Source organism: Planococcus sp. APC 3900 (assembly GCF_030407735.1).
GTDB lineage: Bacteria > Bacillota > Bacilli > Bacillales_A > Planococcaceae > Planococcus > Planococcus notacanthi.
Genome location: NZ_JASDCT010000009.1, coordinates 66,287 through 87,597, shown reverse-complemented (window position 1 = coordinate 87,597; position 21,311 = coordinate 66,287). Strand labels below are relative to the sequence as shown.

The following is a 21,311-nucleotide window of genomic DNA, read 5'->3' as shown; positions in this document are numbered from 1 at the left end:
AAGTTTGAGGAAAGAAGTTCCTCGATCAAGAGTGAAATAGGATTTCCGGCTCGAGTATGGCTTGTTTATTGATTAAGCAAGTTGCAGCTTCAAGACGCTAAAAGGTAGAAAAGCTGCAGAAGGGTACGATTGCTCCATGCCTATCTGCAGCCTATGAACTTCCTTTGCAAAAAGTGGATTTTATTATTGGCCAATTCGGACAATCGGCTTGATCGTGATTCCTTTTTTTGAGTCTTCGAATGCATCGTTAATCTGGTCAAAATCATACACTTTAATCAGTTTATCGAACGGAAACAGACCTTGTTTGTAATAATCGACCAATTGGGGAATGAACACTTGCGGAATAGAGTCGCCTTCAATTACGCCCATTACCGTTTTGCCTTCCGCCATGATGTCATTATGGACATCAAAGGTGATTTCAGGTGTTACGCCGACAATGGCGCATGAACCGAGTGGACGGAGGGCATGGATGGCTTGTTTGACTACAGGCGGTACCCCTGTCGTTTCAACGGCATAATGGGTTCCTCCGTTGGTGATTTTTTTGATTTCCTGTACGACGTCGACATTTTTTCCGTTTAAGGTATGTGTCGCACCAAGTTCTTTGGCCAGTTCCAGGCGGTTGTCGTGGATATCAACCGCAATGATGTTAAGGCAACCTGCAATTTTTGCAGCCATGACAGCACTCAATCCAACTGCGCCACTGCCATAAATGGCGATGGAAGAACCGAATTCGGGATTGAACCGGTTCAATACTGTACCAGCGCCAGTCTGAATGCCACAGCCAAGTGGACCGAGGAGCGCCAAATCGACTCCTGGATCGACTTTGATGACATTGCGTTCATGAGCAACCGCAAAAGTTCCAAAAGACGATTGGCCGAAAAACGTCGACACGGCGTGGTCGTGGTGATGGATTCGGTTTGTGCCGTCCTGCATTTTGCCGCCAAAGTTCAATTCGTTGAAGTTCAGGCAAACCGTCGGGTGTCCAGTCAGGCAATTTTCACAGTGGCCACAATAAGCGAAAGACAGCACCACGTGGTCGCCAGCCTTAATCGTTGTCACTGCAGCCCCCACTTTTTCAACAACTCCCGAGCCTTCATGCCCAAGAACAGCAGGAAATGGGGATAATCCTAAATCCCGTGCCACGGCATCTGTGTGGCAAACTCCCGATGCTACAATTTTGACCAATACCTCATTCATCTTCGGTTCGCCCAATTCCACTTCTTCAAATTTAAAATCTTCTCCTAAACCATGTGTTACAGCTGCTTGGATTTTCATTCAAATCCTCCTCCTTTAAATTGATGTCCTTATCCTACTACCCGTTCAGTTTTTATTTAGACATGGTAATCAAAGTGAATGAGGACTTCCAGCAGCCAGAAAAACTAGAATTTATCATTGCCAATAATTAAGTGTGTAGCTTCAATTTGCCTTATTGGAAATAGCGATCCTGATGTGCTTAACTCGAATTAAGCATTAAACACATGAAAGGAGGAAGTAAGATGGACAGCAATTCAATTGCTCCTGCTGGTTTCATGAAAGCTGCTGTATTGCATGCGTTCGGAAATGAAAACCAGTTGGCGACTGAGTTTATCCCGGTACCGGATGTTGGCAAGGATGAGATAGTGATGAAAGTGGAATTTGCAGGAATCGGGCAATGGGATCTTTTTGAAAGGCAAGGCGGTTATGCGGAGATGCTGAAGATGGAAGTGGAGTTTCCTTATGTGCTGGGCTCTGAAGGTTCCGGAACCATTATTTCAAAAGGCGAAAATGTAAATGAATTTGAAATAGGGGATAAGGTGATGGCCGCAGGTTTTCTGAATCCGAAAGGCGGCTTCTATGCAGAGTATGCAACAGTCGACCGGAAATATGTAACGCTTGTTCCAACGTCTCTAAATGCGCAAGAAGCGGGCGGGATTTTAGGAGTGGGGATAACGGCATTGCGCGGGTTGGATGATGTGCTTCAGCTGCAAAAAGGTGATTCCGTCGTCATTTTAGGTGCCAGTGGAGGAGTTGGCCATATAGCGGTCCAACTCGCCAAAAAAATTGGTGCCCGGGTTTTTGCCATTGCCTCAGGAGCAGATGGAGTCGGGATGGTCCACAACCTGGGTGTAAAGAATGTCGCCGATGGCTATGCAGAGAACTTATTGGCTGCGGCAAAAGCAGCAGAACCCGAAGGATTTGATGCCGCTTTATTGACTGCGGGAGGAGAAGCGGCGAAATCGGTCATGCAATCCATGAAAAAAAATGGGCGGATAGCGTATCCAAACGGAGTTTTTCCATTGCCGGAAAGTAAAGATTTTAAGACAATTGCCTATAATGGAGACCCAGATGCGGATATAATCAGCAGGTTTGTTCATTATGTGAAGAATGGAAACGTAAAAGCGCATGTGGACAAAGTTTTTACTTTAGAACAAGCTTCTGCTGCTCACGTGGCTTTACAGCAACATTATTTAGGGAAACTGGTATTGGAAATAGAGTGAAACAGATTCTTAAAATGCTTTCCAGGCAAAGGAGAAAGCTTGTACATGCAGCATAAAAAAGCGAAGAAACGTAGTTTTAGTTTCTTCGCTTTTCAATTTCCTGTCTATTCAATTAAGTTGCCGGAGACCAATTTCAAGAAACCAATTTCAAGCCTACTGCCGCCCCTAAAACCATCGCAATAAAGAAAATTCGCTTCCAATCTGCGGATTCATTGTAAAATAGCATGCCGAGAATGGCTCCGCCTGAAGCGCCGATTCCTGTCCAAATGGCATATGCAGTTCCCATGGCCAGGGTTTCCATTGCATAAGACAAAAATACAAAGCTCGCCCCAAAACCGGCAATCAACAATACTAGAGACTGCCAATTGCGGTCCTGGTGCAATTTATTTATCATCGCAACCCCCATCATTTCGAATATCCCCGCCAAAACCAATGCTGTCCATGCCATTACGCTTCTCCTCCTTCAGAAACAGGGTCTGGCGTGACCAGTTTCAGCCCGATGACGCCTGCCAGCAAAACTCCGACCAGTAATAGTTTTGGAGCATTGAACGGTTCATTGAAAAAAATGATTTCGGAAAGCATCGTCCCCGCTGTTCCTAAACCGACGAAGACTGCATAGACGGTCCCCACCGGTAACTTTCTTCCTGCCATGATCATGACAGTAAAACTGATGACAATCGCGATGACCGTGACTGCCCAATCCCAAAAACCGTCTGCGTGTTTTAATCCGATAACCCATACCACTTCAAAAACTGCCGCTAATACAACTTTTAACCAATTCGAATTCATTCTATCTTCCTCCTTCGTTGAATTATGGGAATAAAAAAAGCCTGAGAGAACTGTAAATACAGTTTCTCCCAGGCTTTTGTCCTTCCGTGACACAGCAGAGCTGTGAGTTTTCTCTCGGACCAGACCAGCTTGTTTGCTGCGGAACCCTAGAAAACATTTCAATTATACAATTAACCCGTATTGTACACGCTTCAACGCAATCCTTCAATTAATGGGTGCTTATAATTAATCAATTTGCCTTTCACTCATCTTATCCGCTATTTTTTGTGCATTCGGATCTTTTTCTTCCTGCAGGCGGCTAATGATGTTTTGGTAATCGGTTTTGTTTCGGTTCTGGCTCATTTTATAGGCGGCTTGAACTTCTCTCAACGGAATCTTGAAACCAACTATGCCTTTCAATTCTCTCTCCAATAGCTCACGGGAGAGGGTATCCCAAAGAACTGGATTGGCACGGTGGCTTTCGTACTTTTCCATTAAACGAGTCAGATCCTGTTTCAATTCTTCTTCGGTTAAGATTTGCGCAGTTCCATAAATGTGGACAGCCTGATAATTCCAGGTCGAGACATTTTCCTGTTCATACCAGGAAGACGATATGTAAGCGTGCGGTCCTTGAAACATGACCAATACATCTTCATCTGTTTCGAATGTCCGCCACTGGGGATTGCCATAAGCCATATGTCCGGTAATACAGTATCCTTCCTCTTCTTTTATTAACTGTAAAGGCAGATGTGTCGCAATGGGCTTGCCTTTTTTCGTGGTGACAAGTGTTCCGAAAGAATTTTGGTGAACAAACTCCCGAATTTCCTCAAACTCACTGACTTTAAAATACTTTGGAATATACATCATGTTCCGCCTTTCTGACAAGTGTTAGTGGAGTGTTTTAACCATGATCAAATCGACTTGTTCGTCATCGCCCATATAGAAAGAATGGGATCCTGTTTGCACAAATCCTTTTTTTCGATAAAACGCAATGGCGTTTGCATTTTCTTCCCAAACACCGAGCCAGATCCTTTTTTTGTCTTGTTCAGCTGCCATTTCGAAGGCTTTGTTCAACAGCTGTTTCCCCAACCCATGTCTTTGAAAGGCTTTCTTTATATAAATCCGCTCGACTTCCAATGAGTCAGACCCCATCGGTTCTGTCTGTGCAGCATCCGTATTGAGTTTCAGGTATCCTGCCACTTGTTGGTCAACATACATTAAGTAGAAGTGGGAAAAAGGGGTGGTTAATTCTTTTTCCAGTTTGTCCAAGTCATAAGCTTTGTCTAAATAAGCCTGGAGGTGTTCAGGTGAATTCTGGTCCTTGAATGTTTCAGTGAATGTAATAATGCTGATAGCTTGAAGTTCGTGTATCTCGTTAAGTGTACACGCTGTTAACATTGTAGCCATATATGGATCATCACTCCTTTAAGTGGTCAATAGTTTCGCTTCTTGCCTTTTTTAACAGATTCCCAATCCTTTTCGACATTTTTCCGGATGCGCTGCAGAAGACCAAAAGCAGTTTCTGCTTCTTCTTCAGAGAAACCGGACAATGCAACTTGATCGGAATGATCGTTCTCCTTTCTGATGAAAGGGTAGACGGCTCGCGCTTTATCTGTTGGAAAGAGATTTTTATTTTTTTTGTTAGCTGGATTGTCTTTTTTTTCGATAAATCCATTTTTTTCAAGTTTTTGGAGTGCGCGGGCTGCAGTTGATTTATCGACTTTAATCATCTCCAATAATTGTGCTTGAATGATTCCTGGATGTTCGCAAATGCGTATGACATACAAATACTGTCCTTTGGTCAAATCGAACTCTTTAAATTCAATATTGCTTATGGAGTCCAAGGCTCTGGCGATCATGCCAATTTCACGTAGAATCTCTTTCATAAAAAATCTCCTCATTTGAATAGCAGTTTAGCAAGTGTTTGAAATTGAATATAACAGTTCATAGTTGCATTTGCAACAAAAAGATAGCTTTTGTCTTTCCTGATAGAAAGTGACGGCAGACAAATTGCTAAAAATTATTGTACAAATTATTGATTTTATAAAAAATTTGTTTAATTCGTGCTTTACTTTGTATAGAATAGGATTAGCTTGAACAGTTTGCAGTAATATAGGAGGTTGCGTACTACACAAGATGGATCGTAAGGATGGATTATGTTGCAGTTTTAATGGAAATTAACAGGGGGAATAATGTATGAAAGTGTTCAAAATGTGGAATCAGATAAGCTTAGTGAAACAAATATTAATTGGGTTGATTTTTGGGGTGGTTTTAGCTGTTTTGATTCCTGACGTAGCCAAATCCTTAACTATTTTTGGCACGCTATTTGTAGGCGCATTAAAAGCAGTTGCTCCTATACTGGTCTTGTTTCTTGTCATGGCGTCAATCGCTCAGCATAGAAGTGGCCAACAGACAAATATGAAATCTATCATCTTCCTTTACCTGTTAGGTACGTTTTTTGCAGGATTGATAGCTGTGATCGCCAGTTTCATTTTTCCTGTAAGTATTGCACTTACTCAGGGAGCAGAAGATTTAGCGGCTCCGGGGAATGCAATTGAAGTAATTAAAACTTTATTGTTGAATGTCGTCGATAATCCAGTCAGTGCCCTATACAATGCAAACTACATCGGCATTTTAGCTTGGGCGATTGTTCTTGGAGTCGCATTGAGAACAGCACCAGATTCTACGAAATTACTTATTACCAATTTTTCTGATGCAATTATCAAGATGGTTGGCTGGATAATCAAGTTAGCGCCACTCGGCATCATGGGCTTAGTGATTGAGTCGATTACGACAAATGGACTTGAGTCATTGCTGAGCTATGGAAAGCTCCTTGGACTGTTAATCGGCTGTATGCTGTTTGTGGCTCTTGTAGTTAATCCGCTAATCGTATTTATAAACATACGCCAGAACCCATATCCACTTGTATTTAAATGTTTACGAGAAAGTGGTATTACGGCATTCTTTACACGTAGTTCTGCAGCGAATATTCCAGTAAATATGACTTTATGTGAAAAGCTGGGGTTGGATAAAGACACTTATTCTGTTTCAATTCCTCTAGGAGCAACGGTTAATATGGCCGGTGCAGCTGTTACAATTTCTGTATTGACACTTGCTGCAGTCCATACGCTCGGCATACAAGTCGATATTCCAACTGCGATTATTCTTAGCGTCTTAGCAGCTGTATGTGCATGTGGTGCTTCTGGTGTGGCTGGCGGTTCCCTATTGCTTATTCCTTTGGCTTGCGGCTTGTTTGGAATCCCTGCAGATGTAGCGATGCAAGTAGTTGGCGTTGGGTTTGTCATTGGTGTATTGCAGGATTCTTTTGAAACATCGCTTAACTCTTCAACGGATGTTCTTTTTACAGCAACAGCTGAATACAAGAAGCGTCTAAAAGAAGGAGAGAAAGTAAACTTCAAAGAAGCTTTTGCTATCAAAAAACCTTCTGAAGATCTAGTGAAAAACTGAGTTAATTGATTTTTCGAATCAAGTGAGCGTAAGTTGTCGCATAAAATTTAATTGAACCAATAAGATGGAATAAGCCGATTTATAAAACAGTAAGCTGTATGATCCCGTTTTTCGGAATCATGCAGCTTACTATTTTGTTCCAGAGGCAGATCTAAGAAACTTTATCACCAAGGTTTGAAAACAGGGAAAAGATGGTATTAATGTAATGTGTGTTAATTTGTTAAAAAAATGATATTTGTAATAAAAAAATTCATACATAATGGGTAAGTTAAGCCGGAGAACAGATGTAGGAACTCCTTTAGCCCTTGAATTATTTTGCGCTGATCAGTTTGTGGAACAGTATCAATAACAACCTATGGAGGAAGGTTTGTTTCATGATCAGACAAAGCCATGACGGCCCTGTCTTTTTGGCGGGTAATTTTTTGATGGCATTTATCCTTTTGAGCGGCTGTGTTGAAGCTGACGAACAGACTTCGCCTTTTCCTTCTGCGGAAGAAAAAAAGGAGCTGGAGAAGGGAAGGAATGAGCAGGAAATTACTCAAGCAATAGGGGCGGTAGAAGAAGATGCTGTCAGTGGGATGGAGATTGGATTGCAAACTACAGAAGTTTCAGATGCTGAAGTTTTTCAATATTTTTTGGGTCGTTTACAGGAAGAGCAATGGGAAATGGTCCTTCTGGAAGTGAAAGAAGCTGCTGAAATTCGTGTACCGTCGGATGATTTTAAAGAACCGCATATGACTCATGCAGTTTTGGAAAAACAAAATTATTCACACGACTATGCGTGGTTGGAAATCAACGATGTGAACGAGAAATTCAATACAATCTGGCAAAAGCATTGGGGAAAAATCCTTGCAGGATCTGAGGATTTTGAGGAAGGAGTTTTATCTGAACACCTGAGCAGCATCCAACGGAAGTATGAAACCTTATTGAATCAAATCAGCTATATGGAATTTAAGAATTCCACGGAATATGCTCAGCATTTGCATGACTATAAATTATACCTTGAAGGAGCAATACTTTATCGGATGGAAGCAGCCTCCGCATTCCTGGAAGCATTGGAGACGAAACAATCGTGGGTTGCATTGGTGAATGAGTCGGTGGAAGCCGCAATAGAATCTGAGGCCTATGCCAGATTGGCGGCCTCTGAATTGACGAGTTATGAAAATGGTTTTTAAACAGGTTTAGATGAGAATTCGACGTTAAACTAGAAGATGCCGAAAAGAACAAATGTCCTTTTCGGCATCTTCTAATTTTTATGTTTCTTTTTCTCGACCGCCAATAGGAAAGGAGGAGAATGCTTTTGATTGATGAATTCATATTTCAACACATCGAAAGACTTTTGCGGCAAAGTTGAAACGAATTCCATCACGGCATCGCGTTCGTCGCTGCCGCCTTCGTGTCCGCTGTATACAACAACCAACAATAAACCATTTGCCTTCAGCAAATCCAAACATTGCTGGAGGGCAGTCAATGTGCTTTGGGCTTTCGTGATGATGCTATGGTCGCCTTTCGGCAAATACCCTAAGTTAAAAACAGCTGCGGATACCGATTCTTTAACATACTCTTGGATTTTTGCATGGCTGTCATGAACAAGCTCTACATGCTGGTAGCCGCGAACTTTCTCGCTTGTCGCTTTGATTGCTTCTTGTTGGATATCAAACGCGAAGACTTTACCGGAAGGTCCGGTCAACTCGGCAAGAAAAAGGGTATCATGCCCATTGCCTGCCGTGCCGTCTATGACACAGTCTCCGGGAGAGACAGCTTCTTCAAGCAAGGATTTTGTAAAAGGCAACACACGTTCCAACGTCATAACGCCACACTTCCCTCGGCCAATTTCCCTTGCCAGCTTCCGCGCCGTTCTAATTCTCCATCAATGCCATTCAGCACTTCCCATTTGTTTGCACTCCACATCGGTCCGATCATCAAGTCAATGGGGCCGTCCCCGGTGATGCGCTGAACGACCATCTCAGGCGGCAGCACTTCCAGCTGATCAGCGACCAAATTGATGTATTCCTGTTTTTCCAAGAACTCGACCATGCCTTTTTCGTATTGCTTTACCATCGGTGTCCCTTTCAATAAATGAAGCAAGTGAATTTTGATGCCTTGTACATCAAGCTTGGCAACTTCACGGGCAGTCTCCATCATCATATCGCGGTCTTCCAGTGGCAAGCCATTGATGATATGGGTGCAAACGCGAATGCCTCGTTTGCGCAGTTTCGTAACACCTTCAACATAAGCCTCGAAATCATGTGCACGGTTGACCAATAAGGCTGTCCTTTCGTGTACGGTCTGAAGCCCGAGTTCCACCCACAAGTAGGTACGGCCATTCAACTCAGCCAAATAATCGACCACATCGTCCGGCAGGCAATCGGGGCGTGTTGCGATGCTTAAGCCGATGACATTCTCCTGTTCCAGTGCTGCTTCAAATTTTTCTTTGATGACAGGCAAAGGAGCATGTGTATTGGTATAGGCCTGAAAATAAGCCATGTATTTAGCGTCTTTCCATTTGCGGTGCATTTTTGCTTTGATTTTGTCGAACTGCACAGGGATGGGATCTACACGGTCACCCGCGAAATCACCGGATCCTGCCACACTGCAGAATGTGCAGCCGCCGTGGGCCACTGTGCCGTCACGGTTCGGACAATCAAAGCCTGCATCCAAGGCGATTTTCATAACTTTAAAGCCAAAATGGTCGCGCAGGTGGCGGTTCCATGTATAGTAGCGTTTTCCATCAGATGAAAAAGGAAATTCTGTGTTCACTCTAAACAACTCCTCTACCTGATATTGTAGCATGTCTTGGAAATGGCAAACAATCACCAGCAAAGGAGGTTGGCTAATTTTGTTCATATTGCGTTTCCAGCAATAGTTTGTTTAAATTAGAATGAAAGCGTTTTAATTAATAATATTCAGTTTATTGGCAAAGGGGGCACGATGGGATGAAACCGATTTACAGTTCTGCGAAAGAAGCCATTGAACAGATTCAGGACGGAGCCACAATTATGGTAGGCGGATTTGGCTTAGTGGGAATACCTGAACAGCTCATACTGGCTCTTGTTGATAAAGGGGTAACTGATCTGACCGTCATTTCCAATAATTGCGGAGTGGATGAGTGGGGTCTTGGATTATTATTGAAAAACAAGCAGATCAAAAAAATGATCGGTTCGTATGTAGGGGAAAACAAAGAATTCGAGCGGCAAGTACTGTCTGGTGAAATTGAAGTGGAGTTAACGCCGCAAGGAACGCTTGCTGAGAAAATGAGGGCAGGCGGAGCAGGCATTCCCGCATTCTTTACACCGGCTGGCGTCGGGACAACGGTTGCGGACGGCAAGGAAATCCGCGAGTTTGGCGGTAAGGAATATGTGCTCGAACATGCTTTGAGGGCTGACTTTTCATTGGTTCGGGCTCACCGTGCCGATAAAATGGGGAACCTGGTGTACAACAAGACAGCACAGAACTTTAACCCGCTCGCTGCAGCCGCTGGGAAAATAACCATCGCGGAAGTCGAAGAAATCGTGGAAATCGGAGAAATTGATCCGAACCATGTGCAAACCCCGAGCATCTATGTCCAAGGTTTGCTGCAGGCGGACCAGGAAAAACGCATTGAGCGCTTAACAACACGCACTGTTTAGGGAAGGGTGGGGAAAAACGTGGATAAACAAGCAGTCAGAGAACGAATTGCAAAACGGGCCGAAAAAGAAATTAAAGACGGTGATTACGTCAACCTGGGAATCGGTATGCCCACGTTGGTGGCCAATTTCATTTCCGAAAACAAAAGCGTGGTGCTTCAGTCTGAAAACGGACTTCTGGGGATCGGACCTTATCCGACCGAAGATCAGGTCGACCCTGATTTGATCAACGCCGGAAAAGAAACAGTGACCACAATACCTGGATCCGCATTCTTTACAAGTGCGGAATCCTTTGCGATGATCCGTGGCGGACATATTGATGTGGCGATTCTCGGCGGCATGGAAGTAGCTGAGAACGGCGACTTAGCCAACTGGATGATTCCCGGCAAAATGATCAAAGGCATGGGCGGTGCAATGGATCTTGTCCATGGTGCCAAAAAAGTCATCGTCATCATGGACCACGTGTCAAAAGATGGCTCTGCCAAAATCAAAAAGCAATGCGATTTGCCGTTGACCGGCAAAGCCGTGGTCGACAAAATCATTACAGAACGTGCAGTTATCGAAGTGACGGACGCTGGACTGGTCCTGTCTGAGGTATTTGAGGGCTTTTCGGTCCAGGATATCATCGACTCTACAGATGCACCGCTGAACACCGATAACGTTAAAGTCTCATAGGCTATTGCCAAAAAACGGCCGTTCGTCTAAAATGAAGACAATAGCCAATGACAGCGAAGAGGACCAGTACATTGTGTGTTTTCCACAGAGAGCCGGCGGGTGGTGCAAGCCGGTGAAATGCGCAATCGAACTCACCTTGGAGTCAGTGTATGTGAAACCAAGTAAGATACACCGTTTTCCGCGTTAAGGAGTCAAGTTGAGCGAGCGTTCGCTAATTTGGGTGGTACCGCGGGAAAACTCCCGTCCCTTATTTATGAGGGACGGGAGTTTTTATTTTTGAGGAGGAACAGGAAAATGACATTCAAGCATAAGATAGTAGAAAAGAAATGGCAGAAATATTGGCAAGACAACAAAACATTCAAGATGGTGGATGACCCATCGAAACCGAAATTTTACGCATTGGATATGTTCCCATATCCATCAGGTGCTGGACTTCATGTTGGCCATCCAGAGGGGTACACGGCGACGGATATTTTGAGCCGCGTCAAACGCATGCAGGGCTATAACGTTCTTCATCCTATGGGATGGGATGCATTCGGTCTTCCAGCAGAACAGTATGCACTCGATACTGGCAACGATCCGGCCGAATTCACAGCGAAAAACATCGCAACTTTCAAGCGCCAGATTCAGGAACTTGGATTTTCCTATGATTGGGACCGTGAAATCAATACGACGGATCCTTCCTACTATAAATGGACACAATGGATTTTCATCCAATTGTATAATAAAGGCCTTGCTTATGTAGACGAAGTGGCAGTTAACTGGTGCCCGGCACTTGGCACGGTTTTGGCCAACGAAGAAGTTATCGACGGCAAATCAGAGCGTGGCGGCCATCCCGTCGAACGCCGTCCGATGCGCCAATGGGTGTTGCGCATTACGGAATATGCAGATCGTTTGCTTGAAGATCTGAATGATTTGGACTGGCCTGAAAGCCTGAAAGATATGCAGCGCAACTGGATCGGCAAATCTGAAGGGGCGGAACTGGAATTCCAGGTGGCAGACACCGAACATTCTTTCCGTGCTTTCACAACACGCCCGGATACGATTTTCGGCGCGACTTATGCGGTACTGGCTCCTGAACATAAATTGGTGGCAGCCATTACAACTGCCGGCCAACAACAGGCTGTCGAAAAATACATCGATGACGTCAAGACGAAAAGTGACTTGGAGCGCACCGATTTGGCTAAAGATAAATCAGGCGTCTTCACGGGTGCTTATGCAACCAATCCGGTCAGCGGCGAAAAAATGCCGATCTGGATTGCCGATTATGTATTGGCGACTTATGGGACAGGCGCTATTATGGCGGTACCTGCTCATGATGAGCGCGATTATGAATTTGCTAAGCAATTCGATTTGCCGATTGTGGAAGTCGTTTCAGGCGGTAACATCGATGAAGAAGCGTATGCCGGCGACGGTGAATTGATCAATTCTGATTTCTTGAATGGCCTTAATAAAAAAGAAGCAATTGAAAAAGCCATCAACTGGTTGGTCGAAAAACAAGTCGGTGAAAAGAAAATCACTTACCGTCTGCGTGATTGGCTATTCAGCAGACAGCGTTATTGGGGCGAGCCGATTCCGATTATCCACTGGGAAGATGGCACAATGACACCGGTTGAAGAAAAAGACTTGCCATTGATGCTTCCGGTAACAACAGATATCAAGCCGAGCGGCACTGGCGAATCACCTCTTGCCAATATCGATGAATGGGTCAATATCGTTCATCCTGAAACTGGCATGAAAGGGCGCCGTGAAACAAATACGATGCCACAATGGGCGGGCAGCTGCTGGTATTACTTGCGCTTTATCGATCCGACCAATGATGAAATGCTGGCAGATCCGGAACTTCTGAAACGCTGGTTGCCGGTTGATGTTTATATCGGTGGAGCTGAACACGCTGTGCTTCATTTATTGTATGCCCGTTTCTGGCATAAAGTACTTTATGACATCGGTGTGGTCTCGACGAAAGAGCCATTCCAGAAGCTGTTCAACCAAGGGATGATTCTTGGGGAAGGCAATGAGAAAATGTCGAAATCAAAAGGCAATGTCGTCAATCCGGATCAGATTATCGAAAGCCATGGTGCAGATACATTGCGCATGTACGAAATGTTCATGGGTCCACTAGAAGCTTCGATTGCCTGGTCAACGAACGGTTTGGATGGTTCCCGCAGGTTCCTGGACCGCGTATGGCGCCTGTTGATGGACGAAGAGCAATTGAGTGCTAAAGTCACCGATGCGAACGACGGCAAGCTGGACAAGGTTTATCACCAGACCGTCAAAAAAGTGACAGACGACTTTGAAGGCCTGCGTTTCAACACAGCGATTTCACAAATGATGGTCTTCGTCAATGAAGGCTATAAAGTGGATTCCATTCCAAAAGAGTACGTGGAAGGCTTTGTCAAACTGTTGTCGCCGATTGCACCTCACGTAGCAGAAGAACTGTGGGAGAAATTGGGGCACGAGGGTTCTGTGGCTTACGAAAATTGGCCGCACTACGACGAGTCGAAAATGGTCGATGATGAAGTTGAAGTCGTGGTACAAGTCAACGGCAAAGTAAAAACCAAGTTGACAATTGCCAAAGACAGCACAAAAGAAGAACTGGAGACGGCAGCACTGGCGGACGAACATGTCCAAAAAGCAGCCGAAGGCAAACAAGTACGAAAAGTTATCGTCATTCCAGGGAAATTGGTTAACATCGTAGTAGGGTAATGAAGAAAAGCGGAGTCTTCCGGTAGCCCCGAAAGACTTAAGGCGGACTGGCGAAGCGGCGCTTTTTGCCGCACAGCCAGGCAGACTTAAGATCCGAGGGGCTGGGAGACGGAGTCTGGACAGAAGAAAAGCGGAGTCTTCCGGGTACTTGAAAAGATAGAAGTTCTCGGATAGGCACAGTGCAATAGCAAAAAAGAGAGGCAGGCCGGAAAATTCCGGTCTGCCTCTCTATTGTTTAGATAGAAAAGTATCGTTTTGGTCCTTATCTTTGCAGCAAAACTATGGAATCGTTCACTTTTTCTTATTCTTATCAAAAGCGCGCCCGATCAGCAAAGCGCCGAAAATAATAAGCAATGGCAGAAAATAGACTAACAGCAACGTGTATTCGGTAAAGCTGTCCATTAATTTCAAGCCCCGCTTTCTACCTGGCTTTCCTGCACAAAACGCGCTGCACTTTGGCCGGCGACATTGCCCGTCACGAGTGCAGAGGTAATGTTGTAACCGCCGGTATAGCCGTGGATATCCAAAATTTCACCGCAGAAATACAAGCCTGGTTTCTTTTTGGACGCCATCGTTTTCGGTTCGATTTCCTTGATGGATACGCCGCCTCCGGTAACAAAGGCTTTCTCAATCGGCTGAGTGCCATTTACAAACATGCTGAAAGCAGTCAATTGCTGAGCGAATGCACGCACTTTTTCGCTGGCAAGTTCCGCGCCGGTCAATTGGGGGTCGATATCTGCACGCGCAAGAAGGAACAGCAGCCAACGTTCCTGTGCTAGACTTTTCCAAACGTTTTTAACCGATTTTTTGGGATCTTCTTTCATCATCTTAAAGAGCAGCTGAAATGCGGACTCTGCATTTTCATCGGGCATAGAATTGATGCGCATTTCCACAGGCTGGCCACCGTTTTTCTTCATTTCCTTGACGACATACTGGCTGCAGCGCAAAACGGCAGGTCCGCTCAATCCGAAATGGGTAAACAGCATATCCATCTGATGGGTCACGAGGACTTTGCCTTTTTTGTTCAAGACGGTTACGGCAGCATCACGCAGTGCGAGGCCTTGAAGTTCCTTGCTGACAATAAACGGTTCTTTCGACAGCAAAGGAACCTCGGTCGGATAAAGGTCGGTGACGGTATGCCCGGCTTTTTCGGCCCATGGGTACCCGTCTCCAGTAGAACCGGTTTGCGGCACGGCTTTGCCGCCGACCGCCACGACGATGGCTTTGGCCGTATACTCTTCGCCGGTATGAAGGCGGACGCCGGTTACTTTTTCGTCAGTCATCAATAATTTCTTGACTGGCGAATCGAGGAGCACGGTGACATTCAGCCGGTCCATTTCCTTGAACATGGCATCTGCCACGTCCTGTGCCCGGTTGGAGACCGGGAACATCCGGCCGTGGTCTTCTTCTTTTAAAGCGACGCCAAGTCCTTCAAAGAAGGAGATGATGTCTTCGTTATTGAAGACGGAAAACGGACTGTGGAGAAAGCGTCCATTTCCTGGAATATGTTTCACAATTTCGTCAAGAGGCAAGCGGTTGGTCACGTTGCAGCGGCCGCCGCCCGAAATAATTAATTTTTTTCCTAACTTTTTTCCTTTTTCGATCAACAAAACCTTTTGGTTTCTAGAAGCTGCGGCAATTGAAGCCATTAAACCGGAGGGACCCCCACCGATGATTATAACGTCATACATAAAATAAGAACTCGCTTTCGTTTTTCTCTCAGTATACACGATGATGCGAAACTCGTTGAGTAATTTCTTTTATAGGTGTAAACTATCGTGTAGATTGCTTTTATCATGAACAAGTCAGGAAGTGCAAAATGTCATCATTAATTAAAGGTACAGCCATCTTAACTTTGGGTTTATTTTTGTCGAAAATCCTGGGCGTTATTTATATCATCCCGTTTTACAGCATGGTGGGAGAAGACAATATCGGTCTTTATCAATACGCATACATACCGTATAACCTGATGCTGGCGCTGGCCATTTCAGGCGCCCCGATCGCTTTCTCGAAATTCACAGCCAAATACAATTCCCTTGGAGATTACGAGACAGGGAGGAGATTATTGAAGTCCGGGTTGCTGACGATGATGGTCACTGGCTTTATTTCTTTCCTCTTGCTTTATTTGTTTGCGGAACCGCTTGCCCGCATTACAATTTCTGAAGACGAACTGATTTATTCAGTTGGGGATGTCACCGAAGCGATTCGCTGGGTCAGCTTTGCATTGATCGTTGTTCCATTTATGAGTCTTTGGAGAGGGTTTTTCCAGGGCTATAACTACATGATGCCAACCGCAGTATCCCAGTTGGTTGAACAGATTGTCCGCATTATTTTCTTGCTGGGCGGCGCTTTTGCCGTTATCTATATTTTCGATGGCACTCCAAAAACAGCGATTCAATTTGCTGTATTATCTGCAGCTGTCGGAGCACTTGGCGGAATTGTCACGTTGGGTTATTTCTGGAAAAAGAAAAAACCGGAATACAACCGTCTGCTGGCCAATTCAGTTGAGTCTTACGATGTTAAACTGCGTGATATGTACAAGGAAATTGTAATTTATGCGATTCCGGTCATTTTCCTTGGCATCGCCAATCCTTTGTTTCAATTTGTCGATCTAATGACATTTAACCGGGCCATGAGTTCGGGAGGCAATGTCTCTGAAATCGATTTGCTTGGAATTTTGAACTTGACGGCGCATAAGCTCGTTATGATTCCAGTCATGCTGGCCACAGGGTTTTCCATGGCCTTGATTCCGTTGATCACCAAGCATTTCACCCGCAATGAGCATCTTCAGGTATCACGGACTTTGGATCAGTCCATACAGGTCTTGCTGTTCCTGACATTGCCTGCCGTAATCGGGATGACGATGTTGTCAGACGAACTGTATCATGTCTTTTATGAAGTCAGCGATGTTGGTTCGGAAATTTTGGCGCATTACTTGCCGGTAGCGATTCTGTTTTCAGCTTTCCCGGTAACGGCGTCAATTCTGCAAGGAATCAACAAACAAAAATGGATCATCATCAACTTGTCTACCGGTTTGCTGCTGAAAGCAATCCTGAATACACCGCTGATCGAGCGTTTTGAAACGGACGGCGCGATTGCAGCAACCATCATCGGTTATCTAGTTGCTATCGGCATGAATATGCTGGTCATCGTCAAAACCATGAACTATCGTTCGCAGATGGTGGGAAGACGTGTCATCCTGATCGTTATTTTGAACTTGATCATGGCCGGAGCGGTTTATCTGGCAATGTCAGGGCTGGATCTATTCTTGGGAATGGACAATAAATTCTTATCTATGATACGGATCGTCCTAATTGGTGGAGTCGGGGCAGTCGTATACGGCTATCTTGGCCTGAAGACCGGTTTGGCACAAAAACTGTTGGGCTCGAAAATAACGAAAATTTCCCGGAAGCTCGGTTTTTAGGAGTGACACTATGCGTATAGATAAATTTCTTTCAAACATGGGCTTCGGCTCAAGAAAAGAAGTCAAAGTCCTGCTTAAAACAAAAGCAGTGGAAGTAAACGGCGAAATTGTCCGCGATCCGAAAGTTCATGTGGATGAACATGCCGACCAAGTGCTGGTTGGCGGAGAAGCAGTCGCCTATACGGAATTCATCTATTTGTTGATGAACAAGCCGCAGGATGTGATATCGGCGACAGAAGACAAGTACGACCAAACGGTCATTGATTTACTGGATGAAGAAGAGCAGCATTTCGAACCGTTTCCGGTCGGGCGGCTGGACAAGGACACCGAAGGATTTCTGTTGTTGACCAATGACGGCAAATTGGCGCATGAACTGCTGTCGCCTAAAAAGCATGTGGATAAAACCTATTATGCATTGATTGAAGGGTTGGTTACGGAAGCGGATAAAGAAGCATTCAAGAAAGGTGTAGCGTTGGATGATGGGTATGTGACAAAGCCTGCCAGCCTGAACATCCTTGAAAGCGGACCTCTTTCTAAAATTGAATTGACCATTACTGAAGGCAAGTTTCATCAGGTCAAGCGGATGTTCGAAAGTGTCGGTAAACGGGTAGTTTACTTGAAGCGTCTGTCGATGGGACCGTTAACTTTGGACCCGGAGCTCGGGCTCGGTGAATACCGCCATTTGACGGAAGAGGAAGTAAACAGTTTAAAACAAAGAAAATGACCGCATAGCTGCGGTCATTTTCTTTGTTTAGGAAATCTTTTCAGGACGTCATCTTCACTTTCCGTTGCGTCGTTGTCCATTTGCCTCGAGTTGGGCTTGTCACCAAGTCGTTAAAGGCTAACACATTCAAATCTCTTTGAATGGTGCGAGGAGTGATGCCGAATTCGTCGACAAGATCTTGCGTCGTTACAGTCCCGTTTTCGAGAATGTACTTATACATATCTTTAATTCGAATGAGCATGCGGTCGGTCGTAGGTTTCATAATGATAGAACCACTCCTTCATCTTTTTTCCCATTGGCAAAGACTAGCGGACGATATCCTGAGGTTTATACAGCAGGTTTAAGATAGATGCCAAAGACAGCCCCTTTTCCTAAAAAGATGTGTCAATCTAACTAATCTGACAATTTGATTATAGCGGAAAAACATTTCGAATTCTAGGATTTTCCTTTATTTTTACACAAATATAACATTGGAAAGACAGAATTTTTTGTGCAAATTCCATACAAATTCTTTAATTAAGTGAAAAAAGGTGTACAATAGCCATAACAAAAAGGAGTGTGAAACATGGATTGGCTGCTAGAAGCTAAAAAAAGAAAAGATACCACGCTGAGTGAATTGCAGGAGCTCGTGGCGATTCCCAGTGTACTAAGTGACGAAACAACGCCAACAGCTCCTTTTGGAAAAGATGTTAAGCAGGCTTTGGACTGGTTTTTGGAAAAAGGTAGACAACATGGCTATTCAGTAAAAAATGTGGCCGACATGGCAGGGCATCTTGAAATTGGCCAAGGAGAAGAATTGCTTGGGATTTTAGGGCATGTGGATGTGGTTCCGGCAGGCGAAGGATGGACCAAAGATCCGTTCGGCGGAGAAATCCATGATGGTCGGCTTTATGGCCGGGGAGCCATCGATGACAAAGGGCCGACAATCGCCGCTTGGACTGCGTTGAATATGCTGAAAGATGCCGGCGTGGAATTCAATAAGCGCATTCGCTTGATCATCGGAACGGATGAAGAGAGTGGATTCCGGTGTGTCGAACGTTATTTCGAAACAGAGGAAATGCCAGCTATGGCTTTTGCCCCCGATGCGGATTTTCCGATCATCAATGCGGAAAAAGGTATTGCCAGCTTGGTCTTCTCCACATTTTCGATGCACGAAGACGCGATTCTGGAATCGTTCATTGCCGGACATCGGACAAATATGGTGCCGGACAAGGCAACCGCTATTTTAAACGGGCAATTGGCTGAATGGCAAGAGGAGTTTAGGGCGTTTTGTGCCAAGCATCAAGTGACAGGTGTGGTGGAACAGCATAACGGCTCAACCGAATTGACCGTGAAAGGCAAATCAGCGCATGCCATGGAGCCGGAGGATGGCATCAATGCCGGAATCCTGCTTGCTTTGTTTTTAAAGGATCGGTTGGAAGGCGATGGCCAGAAATTCGTGGCTTTTGTTGCGGACACATTTTATCAGGATTCACGAGGGCGCAAGCTGGGTCTTGATTTTTCGGATGAGCAATCCGGTGACACAACATTCAATGCGGGCATCATCCGTTTTGAAAAATCGAAAACGGCGACGATCAATGTCAGCATGCGGTACTCTGTCAGTTATCCGTTTGCAGAAAAGATGGCTGCCTACCAATTAGAAGATTTTGTACTGGAAGTGGTGTCCAATTCTCCACCTCATTATGTGGAAGAAAATGATCCACTCATCAAGACGCTGCAAAATGCGTATGAAAAGCAGACCGGCGAAACCGCCGAATTAATTGCCATTGGCGGAGGCACTTATGCACGTGTGCTGGATAAAGGTGTAGCTTTTGGCATGCTGTTTCCGGGAGAACCGGACCTTGCCCATCAAGCGGATGAATTTGTCGATATCGACAATTTAATAAAAGCGACTGCGATTTATGCAGAAGCAATTTATCAATTAGCATGTAAAAAATGAGGGAAGAGGGAATGGATATGGATTTGATTTTGCATAATGGAGAGTTTATTCGCGAAGAAGATTTGGTGATTTCAAAGGAAGACCGCGGCTATCAATTTGGAGACGGAATTTATGAAGTGATCCGTGTATATGACGGAAACCTGTTTACAGCGAAAGAACATATTGATCGTTTTTATGAAAGCGCCGATAAGATCAAAATCGTCATTCCTTACACAAAAGATGTATTTCATAAAATGATGTACGATTTTGTTGAAATGAACAATATTGACAATGGCCAGGTATATGTCCAGATCACGCGCGGAGCTGCAGAACGTCAGCACCAGTTCCCGACGGGTGCTACACCGGTCATAACTGGCAATACAAAGACCGTTGAACGTCCGGTAGCGAGTCTGGAATCAGGAGTAACCGCTAAATTCATCGAGGATATCCGTTGGTTGCGGTGTGACATTAAGAGCCTAAACTTGCTGGGCAATGTGTTGGCAAAACAAGAAGCCTACGAAGAAGGATTTTTTGAGGCCATTCTGCACCGCGGTGAAACGGTGACGGAAGGCTGTTCATCAAATATGTATGGATTTAAAAATGGGACTCTTTATACACATCCTGCCAATAACCTCATATTGAACGGTATTACAAGAAGAGTAATTCTCGAGTTGTGCAAAGAGCTGGAAATTCCTGTAGAGGAAACGGCATTTACAAAAACGCAAGCACTCAAAATGGATGAATTCTTCATGTCATCGACGACCACTGAAGTGATGCCGATCGTCAAGATTGGTGATCAGCAGATCGGCGATGGAACGCCGGGAGAATTGACGCGTAAGCTTCAGAAAGCATTTGAAGCACGTATTCAAGTGGGAATCAAATTATAATAATAGCATTTTAAAAGAAAAGTGATTGGCTCTAGCCGATCACTATTTTTTTGTGTCTGTTTGCATGGTAAACTGAAGCCAGGTGATGACAATGAAACCACATTATTTTATTGGAATTAAAATTCCGCAAAATATCGCAGAAACATTGGGCAAAGAACGCGACAGCTGGCAGCTGCAAACCCATAAAAGACTGACGCCTCCAGAAGATATGCATATGACGCTTCTGTTTATAGGCGAAGACAAAGAAGATAAAATCAAGCAGGTTGCAGAGCAGTTAGCCGGAATACAAGGATCGCCGTTTCGGTTAATGATTGAGGGCATCCAGACTTTCGGCAATCCCGAAACACCCAGGGTAATTTATGCCGCACTGAAAAAAAGTGCTGAACTGGAAAAGCTGCAGCGTGCTATTGCAGAATTGTTGGAGCCATTGCAGCTCGGAACCGATCAGAAAAGATTTGTGCCGCACATTACGTTGGCGAATAAGTGGGCTGGCGGGGAACCGGTGGATCTTCATTTGTCAGTCAGCCTGTTGGAATTTGAGGTGGCGGAGTTCTCGCTATTCCGAATAGCGCCAAAAGAAAAAACACGGTACCAGAAAATCGCTAACTACCCTCTCGGGATTTAGTTCCTAATATGTC

21 protein-coding genes, 1 riboswitch and 1 other annotated feature are annotated in these 21,311 nt (G+C 44.8%); of the genes, 11 read left to right on the top strand and 10 right to left on the bottom strand.

Annotation, left to right across the window (positions count from 1 at the left end; all coding sequences use genetic code 11):
• Positions 1 to 183 precede the first annotated feature (183 nt).
• Positions 184 to 1,275, bottom strand: coding sequence for an NAD(P)-dependent alcohol dehydrogenase (locus tag QMA04_RS16305; protein ID WP_290187037.1), 1,092 nt, complete (start codon positions 1,273 to 1,275; stop codon positions 184 to 186).
• A gap of 221 nt (positions 1,276 to 1,496) precedes the next feature.
• Here QMA04_RS16305 and QMA04_RS16300 point away from each other — a divergent pair, with 221 nt between their 5' ends.
• A complete protein-coding gene (locus QMA04_RS16300) occupies positions 1,497 to 2,477 on the top strand; it encodes a quinone oxidoreductase family protein (protein WP_290187035.1) in 981 nt (326 codons plus the stop codon).
• 133 nt (positions 2,478 to 2,610) lie between these two features.
• Here the strand turns inward: QMA04_RS16300 and QMA04_RS16295 are convergent, their stop codons facing one another.
• The 5 genes from QMA04_RS16295 to QMA04_RS16275 form a co-directional block, all read right to left on the bottom strand.
• Positions 2,611 to 2,925 carry a DMT family transporter gene (locus QMA04_RS16295; RefSeq protein WP_290187033.1) on the bottom strand — a complete coding sequence of 105 codons (315 nt, stop codon included), beginning with the start codon at positions 2,923 to 2,925 and terminating at the stop codon, positions 2,611 to 2,613.
• Positions 2,925 to 3,266, bottom strand: a complete 342-nt coding sequence (locus tag QMA04_RS16290; RefSeq protein ID WP_290187031.1) for a DMT family transporter — start codon at positions 3,264 to 3,266, stop codon at positions 2,925 to 2,927. The genes QMA04_RS16295 and QMA04_RS16290 overlap by 1 nt, the downstream gene beginning before the upstream one ends.
• Positions 3,267 to 3,329: 63 nt before the next feature.
• Positions 3,330 to 3,427, bottom strand: a riboswitch (guanidine-I (ykkC/yxkD leader).
• A 64-nt stretch (positions 3,428 to 3,491) separates the two neighbouring features.
• Positions 3,492 to 4,109, bottom strand: a complete 618-nt coding sequence (locus tag QMA04_RS16285; RefSeq protein ID WP_290187074.1) for an FMN-binding negative transcriptional regulator — start codon at positions 4,107 to 4,109, stop codon at positions 3,492 to 3,494.
• Positions 4,110 to 4,133: 24 nt separating this feature from the next.
• A complete protein-coding gene (paiA, locus tag QMA04_RS16280) occupies positions 4,134 to 4,652 on the bottom strand; it encodes a spermidine/spermine N(1)-acetyltransferase (protein ID WP_290187029.1) in 519 nt (172 codons plus the stop codon).
• A gap of 26 nt (positions 4,653 to 4,678) precedes the next feature.
• Positions 4,679 to 5,131 carry a MarR family winged helix-turn-helix transcriptional regulator gene (locus QMA04_RS16275; RefSeq protein WP_290187027.1) on the bottom strand — a complete coding sequence of 151 codons (453 nt, stop codon included), beginning with the start codon at positions 5,129 to 5,131 and terminating at the stop codon, positions 4,679 to 4,681.
• 310 nt (positions 5,132 to 5,441) lie between these two features.
• Here QMA04_RS16275 and sstT point away from each other — a divergent pair, with 310 nt between their 5' ends.
• Positions 5,442 to 6,713, top strand: coding sequence for a serine/threonine transporter SstT (gene sstT, locus QMA04_RS16270; RefSeq protein ID WP_290187025.1), 1,272 nt, complete (start codon positions 5,442 to 5,444; stop codon positions 6,711 to 6,713).
• Between the two features lie 374 nt (positions 6,714 to 7,087).
• On the top strand, positions 7,088 to 7,888 hold the full coding sequence (locus tag QMA04_RS16265) for a hypothetical protein (protein ID WP_290187023.1): 801 nt from the start codon (positions 7,088 to 7,090) through the stop codon (positions 7,886 to 7,888).
• 71 nt (positions 7,889 to 7,959) lie between these two features.
• Here the strand turns inward: QMA04_RS16265 and mnmM are convergent, their stop codons facing one another.
• Positions 7,960 to 8,523 carry a tRNA 5-(aminomethyl)-2-thiouridylate-methyltransferase MnmM gene (mnmM, locus tag QMA04_RS16260; RefSeq protein WP_191716677.1) on the bottom strand — a complete coding sequence of 188 codons (564 nt, stop codon included), beginning with the start codon at positions 8,521 to 8,523 and terminating at the stop codon, positions 7,960 to 7,962.
• Positions 8,520 to 9,506 carry a tRNA modification radical SAM protein MnmL/YtqA gene (gene mnmL / locus QMA04_RS16255; RefSeq protein WP_191716755.1) on the bottom strand — a complete coding sequence of 329 codons (987 nt, stop codon included), beginning with the start codon at positions 9,504 to 9,506 and terminating at the stop codon, positions 8,520 to 8,522. The genes mnmM and mnmL overlap by 4 nt, the downstream gene beginning before the upstream one ends.
• Positions 9,507 to 9,649: 143 nt before the next feature.
• On the opposite strand from mnmL, the gene QMA04_RS16250 reads away from it, so the two are divergent.
• The 3 genes from QMA04_RS16250 to leuS all read left to right on the top strand — a co-directional run bounded on the left by QMA04_RS16250 (position 9,650) and on the right by leuS (position 13,720).
• Positions 9,650 to 10,342, top strand: a complete 693-nt coding sequence (locus tag QMA04_RS16250; protein ID WP_203341227.1) for a CoA transferase subunit A — start codon at positions 9,650 to 9,652, stop codon at positions 10,340 to 10,342.
• Positions 10,343 to 10,360: 18 nt separating this feature from the next.
• The gene (locus QMA04_RS16245) at positions 10,361 to 11,014 is read left to right on the top strand and encodes a 3-oxoacid CoA-transferase subunit B (protein ID WP_191716679.1); all 654 of its coding nucleotides are present in this window, start codon (positions 10,361 to 10,363) and stop codon (positions 11,012 to 11,014) included.
• Between the two features lie 44 nt (positions 11,015 to 11,058).
• Positions 11,059 to 11,265, top strand: a binding site (T-box leader).
• A 43-nt stretch (positions 11,266 to 11,308) separates the two neighbouring features.
• Positions 11,309 to 13,720 carry a leucine--tRNA ligase gene (leuS, locus tag QMA04_RS16240; RefSeq protein ID WP_290187018.1) on the top strand — a complete coding sequence of 804 codons (2,412 nt, stop codon included), beginning with the start codon at positions 11,309 to 11,311 and terminating at the stop codon, positions 13,718 to 13,720.
• 407 nt (positions 13,721 to 14,127) lie between these two features.
• Here leuS and QMA04_RS16235 read toward each other — a convergent pair whose 3' ends face one another.
• Entirely contained in the window at positions 14,128 to 15,411 is a 1,284-nt protein-coding gene (locus tag QMA04_RS16235) for a BaiN/RdsA family NAD(P)/FAD-dependent oxidoreductase (RefSeq protein ID WP_191716681.1), read from the bottom strand.
• 128 nt (positions 15,412 to 15,539) lie between these two features.
• On the opposite strand from QMA04_RS16235, the gene QMA04_RS16230 reads away from it, so the two are divergent.
• Both QMA04_RS16230 and QMA04_RS16225 read left to right on the top strand, forming a co-directional pair.
• The gene (locus QMA04_RS16230; protein ID WP_290187015.1) at positions 15,540 to 17,144 is read left to right on the top strand and encodes a putative polysaccharide biosynthesis protein; all 1,605 of its coding nucleotides are present in this window, start codon (positions 15,540 to 15,542) and stop codon (positions 17,142 to 17,144) included.
• 10 nt (positions 17,145 to 17,154) lie between these two features.
• A complete protein-coding gene (locus QMA04_RS16225; protein WP_203341223.1) occupies positions 17,155 to 17,868 on the top strand; it encodes a pseudouridine synthase in 714 nt (237 codons plus the stop codon).
• A 40-nt stretch (positions 17,869 to 17,908) separates the two neighbouring features.
• Here QMA04_RS16225 and QMA04_RS16220 read toward each other — a convergent pair whose 3' ends face one another.
• On the bottom strand, positions 17,909 to 18,130 hold the full coding sequence (locus QMA04_RS16220) for a DeoR family transcriptional regulator (RefSeq protein WP_142829443.1): 222 nt from the start codon (positions 18,128 to 18,130) through the stop codon (positions 17,909 to 17,911).
• A gap of 303 nt (positions 18,131 to 18,433) precedes the next feature.
• Here QMA04_RS16220 and pepV point away from each other — a divergent pair, with 303 nt between their 5' ends.
• The 3 genes from pepV (at position 18,434) to thpR (ending at position 21,298) form a co-directional block, all read left to right on the top strand.
• Complete coding sequence (pepV, locus tag QMA04_RS16215; protein WP_290187012.1) at positions 18,434 to 19,807, top strand: dipeptidase PepV; 1,374 nt, start codon at positions 18,434 to 18,436, stop codon at positions 19,805 to 19,807.
• Positions 19,808 to 19,824: 17 nt separating this feature from the next.
• Entirely contained in the window at positions 19,825 to 20,673 is an 849-nt protein-coding gene (gene dat / locus QMA04_RS16210) for a D-amino-acid transaminase (protein WP_191716685.1), read from the top strand.
• A gap of 91 nt (positions 20,674 to 20,764) precedes the next feature.
• On the top strand, positions 20,765 to 21,298 hold the full coding sequence (gene thpR / locus QMA04_RS16205; protein ID WP_290187009.1) for an RNA 2',3'-cyclic phosphodiesterase: 534 nt from the start codon (positions 20,765 to 20,767) through the stop codon (positions 21,296 to 21,298).
• Positions 21,299 to 21,311 lie beyond the last annotated feature (13 nt).

Excerpts from the sequence above, each read along its gene's own strand:
- QMA04_RS16305 (WP_290187037.1), bottom strand. The coding sequence starts at position 1,275 with ATGAAAATCCAAGCAGCTGTAACACATGGTTTAGGAGAAGATTTTAAA.
- QMA04_RS16300 (WP_290187035.1), top strand. The coding sequence starts at position 1,497 with ATGGACAGCAATTCAATTGCTCCTGCTGGTTTCATGAAAGCTGCTGTA.
- QMA04_RS16295 (WP_290187033.1), bottom strand. The coding sequence starts at position 2,925 with ATGGCATGGACAGCATTGGTTTTGGCGGGGATATTCGAAATGATGGGG.
- QMA04_RS16290 (WP_290187031.1), bottom strand. The coding sequence starts at position 3,266 with ATGAATTCGAATTGGTTAAAAGTTGTATTAGCGGCAGTTTTTGAAGTG.
- QMA04_RS16285 (WP_290187074.1), bottom strand. The coding sequence starts at position 4,109 with ATGTATATTCCAAAGTATTTTAAAGTCAGTGAGTTTGAGGAAATTCGG.
- paiA (WP_290187029.1), bottom strand. The coding sequence starts at position 4,652 with ATGGCTACAATGTTAACAGCGTGTACACTTAACGAGATACACGAACTT.
- QMA04_RS16275 (WP_290187027.1), bottom strand. The coding sequence starts at position 5,131 with ATGAAAGAGATTCTACGTGAAATTGGCATGATCGCCAGAGCCTTGGAC.
- sstT (WP_290187025.1), top strand. The coding sequence starts at position 5,442 with ATGAAAGTGTTCAAAATGTGGAATCAGATAAGCTTAGTGAAACAAATA.
- QMA04_RS16265 (WP_290187023.1), top strand. The coding sequence starts at position 7,088 with ATGATCAGACAAAGCCATGACGGCCCTGTCTTTTTGGCGGGTAATTTT.
- mnmM (WP_191716677.1), bottom strand. The coding sequence starts at position 8,523 with ATGACGTTGGAACGTGTGTTGCCTTTTACAAAATCCTTGCTTGAAGAA.
- mnmL (WP_191716755.1), bottom strand. The coding sequence starts at position 9,506 with ATGCTACAATATCAGGTAGAGGAGTTGTTTAGAGTGAACACAGAATTT.
- QMA04_RS16250 (WP_203341227.1), top strand. The coding sequence starts at position 9,650 with ATGAAACCGATTTACAGTTCTGCGAAAGAAGCCATTGAACAGATTCAG.
- leuS (WP_290187018.1), top strand. The coding sequence starts at position 11,309 with ATGACATTCAAGCATAAGATAGTAGAAAAGAAATGGCAGAAATATTGG.
- QMA04_RS16235 (WP_191716681.1), bottom strand. The coding sequence starts at position 15,411 with ATGTATGACGTTATAATCATCGGTGGGGGTCCCTCCGGTTTAATGGCT.
- QMA04_RS16230 (WP_290187015.1), top strand. The coding sequence starts at position 15,540 with ATGTCATCATTAATTAAAGGTACAGCCATCTTAACTTTGGGTTTATTT.
- QMA04_RS16225 (WP_203341223.1), top strand. The coding sequence starts at position 17,155 with ATGCGTATAGATAAATTTCTTTCAAACATGGGCTTCGGCTCAAGAAAA.
- QMA04_RS16220 (WP_142829443.1), bottom strand. The coding sequence starts at position 18,130 with ATGAAACCTACGACCGACCGCATGCTCATTCGAATTAAAGATATGTAT.
- pepV (WP_290187012.1), top strand. The coding sequence starts at position 18,434 with ATGGATTGGCTGCTAGAAGCTAAAAAAAGAAAAGATACCACGCTGAGT.
- dat (WP_191716685.1), top strand. The coding sequence starts at position 19,825 with ATGGATTTGATTTTGCATAATGGAGAGTTTATTCGCGAAGAAGATTTG.
- thpR (WP_290187009.1), top strand. The coding sequence starts at position 20,765 with ATGAAACCACATTATTTTATTGGAATTAAAATTCCGCAAAATATCGCA.